16 protein-coding genes are annotated in these 15045 nt (G+C 62.6%); 8 read left to right on the top strand and 8 right to left on the bottom strand.

The genetic code is table 11. The features are described from left to right. The first annotated feature begins 45 nt into the window (after positions 1–45). The 5 genes from ACFPU0_RS23140 to ACFPU0_RS23160 all read left to right on the top strand — a co-directional run bounded on the left by ACFPU0_RS23140 (position 46) and on the right by ACFPU0_RS23160 (position 3353). The gene (locus ACFPU0_RS23140) at positions 46–180 is read left to right on the top strand and encodes a hypothetical protein (protein WP_377695628.1); all 135 of its coding nucleotides are present in this window, start codon (positions 46–48) and stop codon (positions 178–180) included. A 627-nt stretch (positions 181–807) separates the two neighbouring features. Beyond that, positions 808–978: a YhfG family protein gene (locus ACFPU0_RS23145; RefSeq protein ID WP_377695629.1), complete on the top strand. Its 171-nt coding sequence runs from the start codon at positions 808–810 to the stop codon at positions 976–978. After that, positions 978–1574, top strand: coding sequence for a putative adenosine monophosphate-protein transferase Fic (locus ACFPU0_RS23150; protein WP_377695630.1), 597 nt, complete (start codon positions 978–980; stop codon positions 1572–1574). The genes ACFPU0_RS23145 and ACFPU0_RS23150 overlap by 1 nt, the downstream gene beginning before the upstream one ends. Before the next feature lie 262 nt (positions 1575–1836). Continuing rightward, the gene (locus tag ACFPU0_RS23155; RefSeq protein WP_377695631.1) at positions 1837–2859 is read left to right on the top strand and encodes an MBL fold metallo-hydrolase; all 1023 of its coding nucleotides are present in this window, start codon (positions 1837–1839) and stop codon (positions 2857–2859) included. Positions 2860–3008: 149 nt separating this feature from the next. Next, the gene (locus tag ACFPU0_RS23160) at positions 3009–3353 is read left to right on the top strand and encodes a hypothetical protein (RefSeq protein WP_377695632.1); all 345 of its coding nucleotides are present in this window, start codon (positions 3009–3011) and stop codon (positions 3351–3353) included. 169 nt (positions 3354–3522) lie between these two features. Here ACFPU0_RS23160 and ACFPU0_RS23165 read toward each other — a convergent pair whose 3' ends face one another. Next, a complete protein-coding gene (locus tag ACFPU0_RS23165) occupies positions 3523–3921 on the bottom strand; it encodes a DoxX family protein (protein WP_377695633.1) in 399 nt (132 codons plus the stop codon). 476 nt (positions 3922–4397) lie between these two features. Between ACFPU0_RS23165 and ACFPU0_RS23170 the strand changes: the two genes are divergently transcribed. Continuing rightward, complete coding sequence (locus ACFPU0_RS23170) at positions 4398–4628, top strand: hypothetical protein (protein ID WP_377695634.1); 231 nt, start codon at positions 4398–4400, stop codon at positions 4626–4628. 275 nt (positions 4629–4903) lie between these two features. On the opposite strand, the gene ACFPU0_RS23175 is transcribed toward ACFPU0_RS23170, so the two are convergent. From ACFPU0_RS23175 to ACFPU0_RS23200, 6 genes are all read right to left on the bottom strand, one after another. Beyond that, a complete protein-coding gene (locus ACFPU0_RS23175; protein ID WP_377695635.1) occupies positions 4904–6040 on the bottom strand; it encodes a Fic family protein in 1137 nt (378 codons plus the stop codon). 89 nt (positions 6041–6129) lie between these two features. Next, positions 6130–7797, bottom strand: a complete 1668-nt coding sequence (locus ACFPU0_RS23180; RefSeq protein ID WP_377695636.1) for a GMC family oxidoreductase — start codon at positions 7795–7797, stop codon at positions 6130–6132. A 19-nt stretch (positions 7798–7816) separates the two neighbouring features. Next, positions 7817–9118 carry a carbohydrate porin gene (locus tag ACFPU0_RS23185; protein WP_377695637.1) on the bottom strand — a complete coding sequence of 434 codons (1302 nt, stop codon included), beginning with the start codon at positions 9116–9118 and terminating at the stop codon, positions 7817–7819. 85 nt (positions 9119–9203) lie between these two features. Then, positions 9204–10262 carry a 2,3-butanediol dehydrogenase gene (locus ACFPU0_RS23190; RefSeq protein WP_377695639.1) on the bottom strand — a complete coding sequence of 353 codons (1059 nt, stop codon included), beginning with the start codon at positions 10260–10262 and terminating at the stop codon, positions 9204–9206. Continuing rightward, positions 10262–11533: an MFS transporter gene (locus ACFPU0_RS23195; protein ID WP_377695640.1), complete on the bottom strand. Its 1272-nt coding sequence runs from the start codon at positions 11531–11533 to the stop codon at positions 10262–10264. Before ACFPU0_RS23195 ends, ACFPU0_RS23190 begins: the two co-directional genes overlap by 1 nt. Before the next feature lie 44 nt (positions 11534–11577). Then, positions 11578–12111 (bottom strand): 2,4'-dihydroxyacetophenone dioxygenase family protein, encoded by a 534-nt coding sequence (locus ACFPU0_RS23200; protein ID WP_377695641.1) that lies wholly within the window; start codon positions 12109–12111, stop codon positions 11578–11580. 286 nt (positions 12112–12397) lie between these two features. Between ACFPU0_RS23200 and ACFPU0_RS23205 the strand changes: the two genes are divergently transcribed. Both ACFPU0_RS23205 and ACFPU0_RS23210 read left to right on the top strand, forming a co-directional pair. Further along, complete coding sequence (locus ACFPU0_RS23205) at positions 12398–13384, top strand: helix-turn-helix domain-containing protein (protein WP_377695642.1); 987 nt, start codon at positions 12398–12400, stop codon at positions 13382–13384. A 72-nt stretch (positions 13385–13456) separates the two neighbouring features. Further along, positions 13457–13615 (top strand): hypothetical protein, encoded by a 159-nt coding sequence (locus ACFPU0_RS23210; RefSeq protein ID WP_377695643.1) that lies wholly within the window; start codon positions 13457–13459, stop codon positions 13613–13615. Positions 13616–14050: 435 nt separating this feature from the next. On the opposite strand, the gene ACFPU0_RS23215 is transcribed toward ACFPU0_RS23210, so the two are convergent. Continuing rightward, positions 14051–14212 carry a carbon storage regulator gene (locus ACFPU0_RS23215; RefSeq protein WP_377695644.1) on the bottom strand — a complete coding sequence of 54 codons (162 nt, stop codon included), beginning with the start codon at positions 14210–14212 and terminating at the stop codon, positions 14051–14053. Positions 14213–15045: the final 833 nt, after the last annotated feature.

Below are 15045 nucleotides of genomic sequence, written 5' to 3' on the forward strand. Positions count from 1 at the left end.
ACACCTGGCGCGAATGCCGGGTTGTCGGGCGTCAGGCCGGGGACGGTGAAGATGCACCGCCAGAACCTCTACGAGAAGCTCGGGGTTGGCAATCAGGCGGAGCTGCTGGCGGTGTTTATCAGGGAGCTCAAGGGCGGGGTGTTCGCGTCAATAGGCAGATGGATTGGCGACCTGCAATAGCCCCGTACCAAACGGGGCTTTACCAGGTAGCACGATCACGCACATCTCGTCCTGTTGTTCAGCCTTTCGCACTCATCATGCGCCAGGGCTTGTTCTGCATGCCTTCCACCGACGAAGTCGCCAGTTGCTCGGTCGATGATCCGGTACCAGCAGGCATCCAGCGCGTTTGCTCCGTGATCCTCACCCTTCTTGATCCCTCTGACGCCTACGCGTGGGACCCGTTTCACCGAAAAGCGTGCACTCATGGCGGACCTCCTGATTTGGGGTGATGAACCGAACAATTCTGATAGCTGCGAATAGCCGACGTCGCGAACATGAAGTTGAAACCGATCGTTTCCGAACCGTCGAAGTCGCCTTCGTGTATGCACATGGAGCATGTCATGGTTCTGCGAGGTGTCCATTGCGACCAGGTGTCGCATCTATGACAAAGCTCGCTGATCTCGGCGCGCGCAAGCTCCCGGTAGTCATCCAACTGCCTGGAGCTGTCCACTTATCCCGCCACGCTGCTGCGTGATGACCTCGCCGGCAGGGCAGGGGCCTGCATCGAGCTTGCGCACTTTCTCCCATTGGGTTGTCCAAAACCTCATCCGCTATAATTGCGTCCTCGAATGCGAGAGAGGCCCGCCGATGCCAACCCCGTCCCTGCAGGCCAAGAAGGCCTACTACGCCAAGGCACGCCAATCCAATTACGTGGCCAGCCTGCGACTGGAGGGCTTTGATGTGACGCCGGCCGATGCCGAGCGCAAGCTGCCTTCCCGTGAGTCCGTGCTGAGTACGTACCGCGCCAGGCAGGACTGATGGCCGACAAGCACGGTACAGGCCAGGACCCGTACTGCTACCCCGGTACGATGGTCCTTCGCAATCGCCTGGGCCTGCTGGATGACCAGGCGCTCAATGAAGCGGAGCGCAGCCTTTCTGAAATCGCTGCCAGCGAAATCGAATTCTCCCCACCTCCCTACGATCTGCCCGCGCTCCAGCGCATTCACCGCCAGTTGTTCGGGGACCTGTATGACTGGGCGGGGGAGTTGCGCAGCGTGGATATCTCCAAGGGCGGCACTCACTTCTGCCATGTGACCCGAGTCGAGGCCGAGGCCAACAAGATCTTTCTGTCCTTGGCCGATGCCAATTGGCTCGAAGGGCTCGACCGTGGCGACCTGGTTGCCGCAGCCGCGGAGCACTTTGGCGACCTGAACATGATCCACCCTTTCCGGGATGGTAACGGCCGGGCCCAGCGCATTCTGTTCGAGCATCTCATTATCAATGCGGGCTACGAGATCAGTTGGTGGCCGGTGGAGGAGGGCGAGTGGCTGAGCGCCAACATTGATGCGGTGTTCTGTGATTACGGGGCGTTGGTGCGCATCTTTGAGCGGTGTATTGGGCGGCCGATTGGGTGAGTAGTTTGCAGTTACCCCTTGTTGAGGTCGTTGCTTTGGCTTGAATGCCCGGAGCGGTTGGCTACCGCATGGGTATCGCTTTGCTACACCCATCCTACGGAACTAGCGCTGCGCGTGCCTCGGGGTTTCACTTCGCTCTGGCGGAACGCTTCCCGCATTAGCCTAGGCATCTCCACTGGTCCCGGGAACACCGACCTTTGGCTGGGCGATAAACCACGGATTGATGCGCTAGCCTTCTCCGGACTCAAGGGAGGGGGTGTTCATGCGTGTCGTCGTACTGGTTGTGTTGCTGTGCCTGGCGGGCTGCGCCAAGGATCTCACCGGGACTGAGCCTACGACTTGGTCGGTCGGGCTGGCGGAGCCGAAGATCACCTATCTCGGTGTGGGCGGCTGGCTGTTGCACTGGAAGGGTGAGGCGCTGTTGTTCGCGCCGTCTTTCAGCAATCCGGCCTTTCCGCCTGTCTTCGTATCGGCCGACCCCGAGCGGATCGACCGCTACATGCCTCATGTGCCCGACGCGACGGTACTGCTGATCGGCCACGCCCACTACGACCATCTGCTCGATGTCCCCTTGATCCTGCAGAAATATGCGCCGAAGGCGGTGGCCTACGGCTCCGCCACCGCCGGCCACATCCTGGCGGGCGCCAAGCCGCCGCCCAGGTTCGTGAACATGGAGCCGAAGATGGTTCCCGTCATGTGCGGCGGCCGCGCCTGCCCGCAGGTGAATCCCGAACAGAAGTGGGAGCGGGCCGGTCACTTTCGTTTCATGGCCATCGAGAGCCAGCACGCGCCGCACATCGCCGGTATCGACCTGCTGCCGGGCCGCTACGGCAGGGACCTGGATTCGCTACCGACCTACGTGCGTGCCTGGCGCGAGGGCACGACCCTGGCCTGGCTGGTGGACCTGCTGGATGACCAGGGCGAGCCGGTATATCGCATTCACTACCAGGATTCGGCGAGCAACCCGCCCTATGGCTTTCCGCCGATCCTGCAGGATGGCAAGGGCGTGGATGTGGCGATCATCTGCGCTGCTTCCACCGACCAGGTGGCGCAATACCCGGATGCCTTGCTGAAGGTCCTCGAGCCACGGCTGCTGCTGGTCGGCCACTGGGAAGATTTTTTCGGCAACGACCCGGAGACTCCGCAGCTGATTCGCCTCCAGGGCCGGCAGCAGGTCGAGCTGGTCGACCGGCTGCGCAAGGCCTACCCCAATACGGTGATGCCGTATCCCCTCACCGAGGTGGCACTGCCGCCGCCGGAGACTGGAAATGCAGAGAGGCGGTGAGGTGGTACCGGGGTTCGCCGGGTCTGGCAGCCCTCCAGGTCGACTTCTCCGACCGGGGGCGCTATGGGGGCGTTGCGCTTGGTCACGCATGGCGGGGTATGATCGGATATTACCCGATACCCGGTAATCACCACTTGGAGGGTGCAGGCATGGTCATCAAGCAATCCAAAGAGTTCGAAGATGTTGTCCGCGCGGTCTTTGGCCGCCTGCTGGAGAGTTTCCCGGTTCCTGTGCGTCTCGATGCCTCAGTGGCGGGCTACGAGGTCGCCGCGAACGAACCCGTCGAATGCAGTGGCTTGTCCGAAAGCGCAGAGCACAAACCGAGCAGCGAGGAATTCCTGTTCGCTTACAGCGTGCGCTGGCTGGCTGCCGAGGGCTACATCCGGATCAACCAGGAGTACTACACCTGCTTCGACGGCGTGACCCTGACGGAGAAAGGCCTGGCGGTACTGAGCGCCACCCCGCCTTGCCTTGGCAAAGCCTTCTACGCCTGATTTCTGAGGCCGCTGAAGCCAGCGGTCTCTCAGTTTTCTACCGGCGTCATCGCCCTGATGACGTTCAGGGCGTCGCTGATACCAGGCCCGGCCCGGATTGCATCCGGCCCCCAGCTCTCCGACGTTTGGCAGGATCTACCCAAGCCCAATCGCAGCCTGGGTTGCCTCGTCACTGCCGACGGTCAAGGCTCCAGGCGCCACCACCGGCGGCAGCCAGGTACAGAAATATGAAGCAGAACAGGATCGCCGGCTCACCGCCATTCAGCAGTGGGATCACCCCCTTGGGGGCATGTCCGATGAAATAGGCAAAAGCCATTTCGCCGGACAGGATAAAGGCCACCGGGCGCGTGAATAGGCCGAGCAGCAACAGCAGTCCGCCGACCACCTCCAGCAGTCCCGCGAAGCCGATCAGGGAAAACAGGCTCAACTCATCGAAAAACGCGACATGCGGGAATCCGAACAACTTGGCGGTGCCATGCTGGAGGAACAGGAAGGCCGTGATGATCCGTAGCACACTGAGCAGGCGCGGGGACCAAAGCGTATCGAGCTGGGCAATGAGGGCAGACATCAACTGATCTCCTGAGCGAGGTTGAGCGCTGGACGCCACTCAGGAAAGCCGTAGCGCACTGCGCAGGAGCAATTGTAGTCGCCCAGCGGTGGATGCAGCTTGCTCTGCGAACGGGCACGCCCCTGGGGCGAAACTCCTGCACTTGCCCAACCGTAGGGTGCGCCATGCGCACCGATCGCGGGGTCAGCCGCTGCGCCTCGCTCAACCCTTGGTGCGCACGGCGCACCTTACCTGATCAGCTCCGTCGCTCCAGCCAGACAACTTGAGTCGTAATTTGCGTTGGCAGCAAGCCAAAAAAGTTGGAATGGAATTCGGGTTGGGCGGGTCCATTGAACAAATGAGGCTCGCGCCAGCGAGATCATGAAGGCGCGGGAGTTCGAAAGCCGTTCCGGCCAGCGTGGGACGGCCGGTGTCAGGCGAACGACAGGTTTTTCCCGCTTCAAGCGTTTCAGGATCAATTGTCAGTGGAGATGAGTATGGCTAATTGGACCATCCACTACTGCAAGAACAACAACACCAACGCGCTGGACATGAAGGCCGATCACAAACCGAGCATGGAGGAGGTGGTGCGGCATCTGCTGCACTGGGCTCGCGGCCATCTGAAAAAAGGCGAATTCGGTGACAGCCAGGACAAGCTCAGCAACGAGCCGGCGGTACTGTTGTTGCGCCAGTACGGCATTACCGTTACCGGTATCGTGAAGGCCTGAACGCAGGCTTGATGCCCGTTCGAATCGCCGCGAAGTCCTGCGGCTATCTGATCGTTGCCCTGACGTCACTCTCTATCGCGGTCAGCGCCCGCCGGCACCGCTGCGCGAGCGCTCGGAGTTCTCCACCAGTACCGCTTCGGCCAGTTGGTTCAGGCGTTGCCAAAGGGCTGGGGAAATCTCCATTCCATGCTCCAGGGCCTGCTCATGAGTCCGGCCGATGTTCCGCACAAGCAATCCGCGTTGGCAGATGCCGGGTGCTCTGAGGGCACTTCTCATTAATCGGGGCGCACCGGCCAGTTGATCTGATAACGGGTACTACGACCACCTCCAGGCATGCGCGTCAGGCAGCCCTTGGCAAGCAGGTCGCCCAGGTGTCGGGTAGCAGTGGCTTTGGAGACCTGGGCCACCGCCTGGTATTGAGCGGCGCTGATACCCTCTTCGAAACCGCGCTCGCCACCATCGAGCAAACGGTTGAGTACCTTGATCTGCTCCGCTGACAGCTGGCTTTCCCGATGGCATTGCCAGAAGCGCGTCTTGGCCAAGACACGGTCGATATGAATCGAGGCCTGTTCCAGGCTGCGCAGCAGGGTCTGCAGGAACCATTCGAGCCAGGCAGTGATGTCCAGTCCGCTTTTCTGACTGCTTTCCAGGATGCGGTAATAGCCTGCGCGGTCCTTGAGGATGCTGGCGGACATGGCGTGGAAGCGAATGGACTGCCGGTCGCCCTGGGCGAGCGCGAGGTCCGTGATGGCGCGGGCCAGCCGGCCATTGCCATCGTCGAAGGGGTGCAGGGTGACGAACCAGAAATGGGCGATTCCGGCCCGTAGCAGCGGATCGAAACTGACATCCTGGTGGTAGGCGTTGAACCATTGCAGAAAAGCGGCGAGTTGCTGTTCCAGCCCTTCCCGTGGTGGCGCTTCGAAGTGCACGGTGGGCCGATCGAGTCGGCCCGATACCACCTGCATCGGCTCTTCGCCACGCAACTGCCCCACGTGGATGCGATTCACTAGCGCCGCCTCCTCGACGGGAAACAGCCAGCGATGCCAGGCGAAGAGGCGTTCCATGCTGAGCGACTGGTCAAGGTTGCGGGTGGCATCGAGCTGTAGTTCGGCGAGCCCTTCGCTGCGTGCACTGGGGCGGCCTTCAGCGACCAGGCCGAGGCGACGGGCGAGGGAAGAGCGTACGGAGCCGACATTGAGCTGTTCGCCCTCGATCGCCGAAGAGGTCACGATGTTCTGCAGCAGGGCGTCCAGGCTGTTCTGGGCTTCGGTATCGGCGTCCACCGCGACGGTCATGCCGATCAGGCGGCCCTGCGCTTGGGAGCAAGCGCGCAGCAAAGGTGCCACACGCTCGGTATCCCAGCGAAAGCCTGGCCAGTCGGGTTGCTGCCAGATCCAGAATGCGTCTTGCATGGTCGTCTCAACTGGCGGTGAGCCGAATAACTCATTTATTCGGCTCATATGATGAGCCGATTATGCCGGCTAATCGGCTCATCAGCCAGTTACGCCGACTCCATTGCCATCACTTTTTCTTCTGCACTCTCGGCGCGAACATGCGTTTTCTCAAGAATCATGTCACTGGCCTTCTCCCCGATCATGATCGCTGGCGCATTGGTATTGCCGGTGATCAGCGTCGGCATGATCGACGCATCCGCCACCCTCAGCCCGTCGATGCCATGAACCCGCAGTTGGTCATCCACCACCGCCAGCGGGTCGTGGCCCATCTTGCAGGTGCCTACCGGGTGGTAGACGGTGCCGAGGTTGTGGCGAATCCATTGTTCGATCTGCGCCTGGCTGCTTACTTGTGCTCCTGGTACCAATTCGCCCTTCAGGCGTCGGCGGAAGGCAGCGGTGCTGGCCAGTCGTCGCACCAGGCGCACGCCTTCCACCAGTTTGCGCAGGTCTTCCGGGTGGCTGAGGAAGTTGGGGTGCAGCTGCGGCTTGTCGCGCGGGTCCGGTGAGTTGAGGCGGATTTCGCCACGGCTCTGCGGGTGCATCACCGCCACGTGCAGGCTGACGCCGTGGCCAAAGGGGATCAGTCGTTGGGCCTGGTTTTTCAGGGCGGGGGCGACGATCAGTCCGAGCTCGGGGGTGGGGGCATCGGGCGCCAGGCGCAGGAAGCCGCCGGCTTCCACGGTGTTGGAGGTCAGCGGGCCGCGCCGGCCGAAGCAGTATTGCAAGGGCGAGCGTGCCAACGGCCAGAGGCCCTTGGGGGAGAGGCCGTAACCAAGTTTGGCTTCGCTTCGGTACATCAGCACCACGTCCTGGTGGTCCTGCAGGTTCTGGCCGACGCCGGGCAGGTCGTGATGCAGGGCGATGCCGTTGTGGGCCAGTTCGCTGGCTGGGCCTATGCCGGAGAGCATCAGCAGTTGCGGCGAGTTGATGCTGCCTGCGCTGAGGATCACTTCGCGCTCGGCATGCAGGCGCAGTACCTCGCCGCCCTGGCTGACTTCCACGCCCACTGCGCGCTGGCCTTCCAGCAGTACGCGGTGGGTCAGGGTGTTGCTCAATACGCAGAGGGTGGGCCGGTCGAGGATGGGATGGAGAAAGGCCCGCGCGGCGCTGCAGCGTTCGCCATTGACCTGGGTGACGTGGAAGGGGCCGATGCCTTCCTGGTCGGTGCCGTTGAAATCCGCGTTGTAGTGCCAGCCCAGTTCATCGGCGGCCTGGTAGAAGACATGGTTGACCGGGCTGGGACTGCGCAGCTCAGCGACGTTGAGTTCACCGCCACGGCCGTGCCATGGCGACTCGCCGGGCTCGAAGTGCTCGGAGCGGCGGAAGTAGGGCAGCACCTCCTCGTAGCTCCAGCCGCGGTTGCCCAGGGCGGCCCAGTGGTCGTAGTCGTGGCGGCTGCCGCGGATGTAGATCATTCCGTTGATGGCGCTGGAGCCGCCCCAGACTCGCCCCCGTGGGCAGGGAATGTCCGGTTCGCCGCTGTCGGCCGCACGGCTGAAACGGTGCATCCAGTTCCATTTGGGGTTGGCGATCAGGCGAATGATGCCGGCCGGGGTGCGGATGTAGCTGCCGGGGAACAGATTTCGGTCGCTGGGGCCGGCCTCGATCAGGCAGACGGAGATGTCCGGATTGGCGGACAACCGATTGGCGAGAACGCAGCCGGCCGAACCGGCGCCGACGATGATGTAGTCGAAGCGCTGAGTGCGAGTGGTCATGGAATGGCTCCTTGTGAGGTCAGAGGCCTAGCAGCGATCCCACGTCCAGAGTTACCTGCAGCCCGACTACGAAACCGTCGCCGCTGATCGCCGTGGCGCCGGGGTTGTAGTAGTTGTCCGGGTTGAAGATGTACTGGACGCTGGGCTCCAGGGCGAGGTGGTGGGTAAGGGCGAAGTGGGCGTTGGTTTCCAGTGCATACACATCGCGGGCGCCCAGGCGTGGGTCGCCACCGGCGGCGATGCGGCTCTGGCGCTGGAACTCCAGTTGGTGGGAGTTGAGGCGCAGATGGCTGGCCTTGAGGTTGAGCTTGTCGCGGGGGCGGTCGAAGGGGGCGAAGAATGTGATGCCCGCTTCGGCGAAGTGGCGAAAGGGCTGCTTGTCGTCGGCGGCCGCCGAGAGCGAGCCGAAGAGTTGCATGGCTTGTGGCGCGTCCCCCAGGCCCTGATCGGCGCGCCAGAGGGTCTGCTGGAACTTGAAGAAGGCACCGCTGGTGCCGTGCTCACTGGTACCTGTGAGCGGGTCGGTCTGCCGTGCGGTGTTGTGGTAGCCGTTGAGTTCGTAGTGGGAACTGTACGGATTCTGTTCGCGGCCCGCGCGCCGGCCCACACCGAAGAGCAGGCTGGTGCCGCTGGCGTCGGTGGTGCTGAAGTCGAGGCCGTGGCGTTTTTTCAGGTAGTCCACGGGGTTTGATTCGAAGGTGCCAGCGTGCAGGTAGGTGGTGGGCGTCATGCCGTACTTGAAGTAGCCGCCCCAGGTGCCATAGGGCGGCGGCAGGACGCCGGTGGAGGCATCGATCACCGGGTCGTTGCAGGTGAACTGGCTCTCGCAGTTGTAGATGAGGAAGTAGTGGCGGGCGTTGGTGCGCCCCAGGTGCGTGTCCAGGCGGCGATCGAGCCATTGTTGTTGCCAGGTCAGCAGGCTCAGCTGGCTGGCGCCGATGTCGTTGTGGATCGGCGCGCCACCAAAGTAGCTGCCGACGGCGCCTTGCCAGGCGCGTGACGTGGGCTGCCCCGTGTTGCGGTCGAGGATGAACAGGGTTTCTTCAATATGCAGGGAGGTGCCTTCGAGGCCAGACATTTTCTCCAGGTCCAGGTCGGCGCCAAGGAAGAGGTCGCCGCTATTGCCGAAGCTGTGCGGGCGTGGGCCGGTGTCGAGGTTCTTCAATGCCAGGCTGAGAAAGGTGGCGTGGGTCTTGATCCCGTGTTCGGCAAGTTGTGCGCCGAGCTCCGCAAGAGGACCGGACGACTCTTCAGCGATACCTGGCAGCGGCAATAGGGCTAGGCCCAGAAGCAGGGTGGTCAGTGGGTATTTGCGGATCATGGTGAGCGTCCTTTCTTGTTGTAGTGATTGCGGCCAGCAGGAGGCCGTCCGGGGCTGGAGGCTCCGGCAGCGGTGGGTGGCTGGTTCAGGCCTGGGCGAGGTCAGGATTGGGATTGACCAGTACCTTGATCTGCGCCTTGTCGCCCAGCAGCGCCTCGAAGCCGTCGCTGACGGCCTGTTCCAGTGGCACGCAGCGGGTGATCGCGCGGCGGAGGTCGAGCTTGCCGCTGGCCAGCAGTTCGATCAGCTCGGGGTAGACGTCGTGATAGCCGACGCTGCTGATCAGGCGCAGTTCGTTGTTGACCAGGTGGAAGGCGTCGAAGCGCGCTTCGCCCATCAGCCCCACCAGCACGGCTTCGCCGCCCTTGCGCAGACTGTGCAGCGCCGCATTCAGGCTGGCCTGGCTTCCTGCCGCCTCGAACGCGCAATCGATGCCGCCTTGTGCTTGCAGGCGTTGTGTGATGTCGCCTTCGCGGGCATCCAGCACTTCGCTGGCGCCGAACTCATGGGCCAGGCGCAAGCGTTCGGGGGCAATGTCCACGGCGGTGATCCGCTCGATGCCGCGCAACCGCGCAAGCATGATCAGCAGTAGCCCGATAGGGCCCAGGCCGAACACTGCGCAGCTGTCGCCCGGCTTGAGGCTGCTTTGGCGCAGCGCATGCTGGGCCACGGCGGCAGGCTCCAGCAGGGCTGCCTGGCGCAGGCTTACCGAGTCCGGCAGGCGGTGCAGCATGTAGGCCGGCACCCGGGCCCGTTCAGCGAAGCCGCCGTCACCCATCAGGCCGATAAAGCCCATGGTGGTGCAGAGGTTGTACTGGCCATGCTGGCAGTAGCGACAGCCGCCGCAGCGGTAAATGGGCTCCACTGCCACCCGGTCGCCGACCTCGACGCCTTCCACGCCGTCGCCCAGTATGCTGACCACGCCGCTGAATTCGTGGCCGAGGGTGAGTGGGGCGCGGCAACCGGAAATCGGGTGAGCTTCGTGGGTCGGGATCGAGTGTGGTCCGCTCTGGTACTCGTGCAGGTCGCTGCCGCAGATGCCGCAGTAGGCCACACGGACTTCCACTTCGCCGGGCCTGGGGGCGGTCGCCTCCAGTTCGGTGAGGCGCAGGTCGCGGGTGCCATGCCAGCGTAGAGCTTTCATCAGGAGTTTCCTTGCAGTCGAACGGCAGAGGACGTGGCCCGGCCGGCCTTGCGGGCGAGCACGGCAGGTGCGGTTTCCTGGAGGAAAAGCGAGAAGAGGGCTGCCAGCAGTGCACCGCTGCAGGACATCCACATGACGATGGAGAGGCCATAGCGGTCGGCGGCGAAGCCGGCGATGGTGGGGGCGACGAAGCCGCCGACCAGTTCGCCGATGCCCATGATCATGCCCAGCGCAGTGGCGATGACGGTGCGGGGGACCGTCTCCGCCGGGATGGTGGCCATGAACAGGGTGAAGCAGCCGAGCCCGGTGTAAGTCAGCAGCAACAGCGCGCCGAGGCTGGTGGGTGTCGGCGCGTAGAGCAGCGCCAGGGGGCAGAAGGCAGCGATCAGGGAGAACAGCACCAGGGTCGGCCGGTGGCCGATCCGGTCGGAGATCGCCGCCACCGCGAAACCCCAGAATACCCAGGCCAGGCCCAGACAGCTCATGATCCCGGCCATGCTCGCGGGGCTGTAGCCGCGCTGGGTGACGAGAAAGGTCGGGGTGAAGGAGATCAGCACGATGAACCAGCTGACGAAGGCGCAGCTGATCAGGGTGCAGAGCAGGATATTGCGGCTTTTCAGCAGCGCCAGGCGGCTGCCCTTGACCGCGTTCGCACCAGGATCGCGGACAGTCACCTTCTGCGAGCGGTCATCGCTGCGTACATATCTCCAGATCAACCAGGCGATCACCAGGCCGGGCACCAGCGAAATGATGAAGGCGTGACGCCAGCCGAAAGCTTCGGCCAGGGCAATGATCACCGGTGGGCCAACTACCGCGCCGAGCAGGCCGGCGGCCGATCCCTGCGCCAGGCCCATGTTCAGGCCGCGCCTGTAGGGCGAGGAGGCTTCCACCATCAGAGACTGCGAGAGTGGCAGGATCGGCCCTTCGGCCAGACCCATGACGGCGCGGAACAGCAGCAGGCTGAGGAAGCCACCCACCAGCCCGGACAGGGCCGAGCACAGAGAGAAGAGGATCACCGCGACTATCAGCAGTGGCTTGCGCCGGCCCGTGCGATCCGACCAGGCACCTACCAGGGTGCCGGACACCGCCCAGGCCAGGGCCAGTACCGAGGAGAGCATGCCCAGGTGGCTGTTGCTGAGCTGCAGCTCGTCCGCCATGTAGGGGAACAGGAAGGACAGCGCCAGACGGTCGAAGAACACGAATCCGAAGGTGAGGAACAGCACGCCAAGCAGGACGTTCTCGTATCTGGCGTTGGAATTGTTATGCGCCATGTCGTTCTCCTCCCGGGCACTGCGACGGGCGCCCGGGGTGTAGGTCAGCGGAACAGGGTGTCGATATGGGCGGCGCCAAGGCCGATCTTTTCGTAGTGCTCGCGGCACATGGCGATGTAGTCGTGCACATCGAAGTAGCCGTCTGGCTGGCCGTGCTCGTCGAGCCAGATCAGCGGGCCCTTGACGATGAAAAAGGCGCGCATCGGCTCCTCGTGCTCGTAGGCCACCAGGGTGTGGCCTTCGCCCGGCGTCTCGTAGACGAAGTCGCCGGCGCTGGCGGTCCAATCATGTTCGAGGTAGCCCCACTTTCCGGAAATCGTGTAGGCGAACACCTCATGGGGGTGGTAGTGGCGGTTCACCAGGCCGGCGTTGCGGGCCATGAGGATGTCGCACCAGCGGTTCTCGCTGGGGGAGATCCACAGCGGGCGGGATGACACCGTCTCAGTGAAGGGCACGTAGAGGCGCAGGTCGTCACAGGCCGCGTCGGGCAAGTACACCTCGGGCTGGGCATCGGGCTTGAAGCAGTCGGGGATGGGTCGCAGGTCCTTCCAGAATTCGCTGCGGGCGGGTTCAGGCATGTCGGAGTCTCTTGTTGTTGTGGCTGAGACCCACTCTAGGGATGGCGGCGGCAGCGGGTTTGACCGGGGCGGACCTGTTGTTTGCGTTTTTCGGACAGCCCCGATCGAGGCTTGGGCAAGGTTGACGACGGATACTGTTCAGATGTTAATGATCTGGCGTTGCAAGTCGGTCAGCCGGGGCCAGCAGCTGGAAGCGGTTGTCGCGCTCCTTGTGACGAAGCTCCCCGGGAGCTGCCGAGCCTCACCCGGGGGATCGATTCGCAGCGATCTCATGAGAACCATAAAAATGACTTCATGCGCATTGCTCGAAACCCGGCGAGCCAGTACCCACGACATACCCCTTGAGCAGCGGCTCAGCTTCTGGGAGCAGTACAACGCCTCCTGTCTCGTTGGCCTCAAATGTTCCTCCTACTCCAGCAGCGGCCTGGCGGCATCCCAGTCGAACCTCGAACTGGAAGGGATAAGCATCGCCCAGGTGCAGGGCAACGAGCACGTGGTGGAGCGCGACTCCTCGATGGTTCGCGCCATTCCCAAGGAGTCCGTGTTCGTTTCCCTGGTGCAGGGGAGCCGCTCGTTCTTCTACCAGGGTGATGACTGCACCTTGCTGGCGCCGGGCGAACTGGTCATTTACCGCACCGACAGGCCTTACCTGTTCGGTTTCTCCGGCTCGATGCGCCAGTTCATCTTCGACATCCCGCAGGAGTTGTTCGTCGAGCGCTGTCTTGGCCGGCTCGACGGCGCGCTCAAGGTTGGCGCCGAGACTCGACTGCAGCGCCTGCTGATCCGCACGCTGGCCGATCGTACCCAGGACTTCTTCGAGCGCCCGCACTACGGCGAAGCGGGGCAATTCCAGGAAAGCACTTTCGAGTTGCTCGCTGGCATCATCGCCGGCCAGGCAGGCGAACACCGCATCAGCGCCCACGGCGCTTCCTATCTGCTGGCGGCCAAGCGGATGATTGCCGAGCACCTGGGCGACCCGGAATTGGATTGCGAACGCGTGGCCCAGGCGGTTGGTATTTCGGTGCGCCATTTGGCGCGGCTCTTCACGCTGGAGGGCGGTTCGGTCAGCCGCTATATCCGCGACAGGCGCCTGGAGCAGGCCCACCGCATGCTCAGCAGTCCGCACGCCGGCGGCCTGGACATAAGCGAAGTCGCCTACCGCCATGGCTACTCCAGCCAGGCGCACTTCGCCCGCAGCTTCAAGGCACGGTATGGGTGCACGCCGAGCGATGCACGCAAGGCCCCGTCTTGTGAGCAGCCTGAGTGCAAGTAAGAGCGGAGTAGGGGGCGTACTCTGTCTGCTGAGCTGGAGTTCGTCCTGGAGGACGGAAGAGGGGGTAGCCTGATGCGCAGCCCGAATGCCAAGGCGCTTCTTGTAGCGCTGATCGTTGCCGTGGTGGTTTTCCTGGCGGCACAGGCATTTTCCGAACGCCTTTTCCTACTGTTTCTGCCGCTGGTTTTCATCGGCGGCGCATGGTGGAAATGGCCGACCAAACGGGGTTGAGCAGAAGCGTCGGCGGGCGACTAACGAACGATCCAACGCTGGCATCAGGGGCCGGGCCGCTTGATCTGATAACGGAGGCTGCGGCCATCTCCAGATAGGTGGATCGGTAGATGGTGAGCCGAATAAGCAGCTCGTGGTAGATGACTTCAAGATGGCAGGATTCAAGCGACTCTTTCTCGGCTGCTCGACCGCCCGCCGTCCGCTCCTATGGCTTCTATCGCCATCTGGGCTGGGCCTCTACCGGGGAACTGGACGATGCCGGCGATAAAGTCCTGGAGATCCACTTGGGGTGAGGCGCGCCGCTACGTACATCCGCGTCGTTGGCGCTACTGAAGTGCAGGCGCCCTGATGGAGGGGAGGGTGCAGGCGCCGGGCGCTTCCCCGGATGCATCTGGTCTGGCCGCGCGTACCCCACGATTCGCCTGCATAACAGTGTCAGGTCGGCTGACGCGCGCAGCTCTCCCAATCGCGCACCGCAATTGCCTTGGGAGCTGTGATGCCCAGAACGGCCTTGTTGCCTGTGGCTGCCATGACCCGGATGGTGACGTTGTCGCTGATATGGATGGATTCGCCGACACGACGGGTGAGAATCAGCATATCGATCTCCTTTTCGCTGATCGGGTGGGAGCCAGCTAGCGCCGCGCGTTCCCCGCCCTGGGTGCAACCTTGCAGCGCTGGTGTCCCTTGGCTCCAGACCGCGTTGCGCGGCGCCAGCCTCCGTACGGTTGATCCTGCAGGTGGTGTGGTAGTTCCAGTGTCAAACCGCCATTAGTCGCGACCAGATGAGGAGGCTATCTCGAGAGGTGGCAGTTCGCGTCTTTCTATATAGAAAGGCTAGGGTGTGCGCACTACCGGGGCGGGATGACAAAAAGATTTCAATTAATGGTTGACGGCAGCTTTTGCATCCCTATAATGCGCACCACTTCCGGCGCAGTCGCCAAACAAAACTCCTTGAGAATCAACGAGTTAAGTGATTGGTGAGGGTGTCGGAAGGTTCTGCTTCGAAGTGTTTGCTTCTGGCGAATGAGGTGGAAAAAGAGGTGTTGACAGCGGGTTTGAACGCTGTAGAATTCGCCTCCCGCTGACGAGAAGAGTGAATCGGATCGGAAGCGCAAGCGGTTGAGTAGAAAAGAAAATTTCGAAAAACAGCTTGACAGCAAGAAGGGCTGCGGTAGAATGCGCGGCCTCGGTTGAGACGAAAGACTTGATCGAAACGCTCTTTAACAACTGAATCAAGCAATTCGTGTGGGTGCTTGTGAGGTAAGTCTGGTAGTCGACTGATTATCAGCATCACAAGTAACACTCGTGAATTCGAGAGTTTATTTACGATTGCTGAGCCAAGTTTAGGGTTTTCTCAAAACCCAAGCAGTATTGAACTGAAGAGTTTGATCATGGCTCAGATTGAACGCTGGCGGCAGGCCTAACACATG

The organism is Pseudomonas sp. GCM10022186, assembly GCF_042656385.1.
In the GTDB taxonomy this organism is placed as follows: Bacteria; Pseudomonadota; Gammaproteobacteria; order Pseudomonadales; family Pseudomonadaceae; genus Metapseudomonas.

Excerpts from the sequence above, each read along its gene's own strand:
- ACFPU0_RS23200 (WP_377695641.1), bottom strand. The coding sequence starts at position 12,111 with ATGCCTGAACCCGCCCGCAGCGAATTCTGGAAGGACCTGCGACCCATC.
- ACFPU0_RS23170 (WP_377695634.1), top strand. The coding sequence starts at position 4,398 with ATGGCTAATTGGACCATCCACTACTGCAAGAACAACAACACCAACGCG.
- ACFPU0_RS23185 (WP_377695637.1), bottom strand. The coding sequence starts at position 9,118 with ATGATCCGCAAATACCCACTGACCACCCTGCTTCTGGGCCTAGCCCTA.
- ACFPU0_RS23145 (WP_377695629.1), top strand. The coding sequence starts at position 808 with ATGCCAACCCCGTCCCTGCAGGCCAAGAAGGCCTACTACGCCAAGGCA.
- ACFPU0_RS23155 (WP_377695631.1), top strand. The coding sequence starts at position 1,837 with ATGCGTGTCGTCGTACTGGTTGTGTTGCTGTGCCTGGCGGGCTGCGCC.
- ACFPU0_RS23195 (WP_377695640.1), bottom strand. The coding sequence starts at position 11,533 with ATGGCGCATAACAATTCCAACGCCAGATACGAGAACGTCCTGCTTGGC.
- ACFPU0_RS23180 (WP_377695636.1), bottom strand. The coding sequence starts at position 7,797 with ATGACCACTCGCACTCAGCGCTTCGACTACATCATCGTCGGCGCCGGT.
- ACFPU0_RS23210 (WP_377695643.1), top strand. The coding sequence starts at position 13,457 with ATGCGCAGCCCGAATGCCAAGGCGCTTCTTGTAGCGCTGATCGTTGCC.
- ACFPU0_RS23190 (WP_377695639.1), bottom strand. The coding sequence starts at position 10,262 with ATGAAAGCTCTACGCTGGCATGGCACCCGCGACCTGCGCCTCACCGAA.
- ACFPU0_RS23205 (WP_377695642.1), top strand. The coding sequence starts at position 12,398 with ATGACTTCATGCGCATTGCTCGAAACCCGGCGAGCCAGTACCCACGAC.
- ACFPU0_RS23175 (WP_377695635.1), bottom strand. The coding sequence starts at position 6,040 with ATGCAAGACGCATTCTGGATCTGGCAGCAACCCGACTGGCCAGGCTTT.
- ACFPU0_RS23160 (WP_377695632.1), top strand. The coding sequence starts at position 3,009 with ATGGTCATCAAGCAATCCAAAGAGTTCGAAGATGTTGTCCGCGCGGTC.
- ACFPU0_RS23215 (WP_377695644.1), bottom strand. The coding sequence starts at position 14,212 with ATGCTGATTCTCACCCGTCGTGTCGGCGAATCCATCCATATCAGCGAC.
- ACFPU0_RS23165 (WP_377695633.1), bottom strand. The coding sequence starts at position 3,921 with ATGTCTGCCCTCATTGCCCAGCTCGATACGCTTTGGTCCCCGCGCCTG.
- ACFPU0_RS23150 (WP_377695630.1), top strand. The coding sequence starts at position 978 with ATGGCCGACAAGCACGGTACAGGCCAGGACCCGTACTGCTACCCCGGT.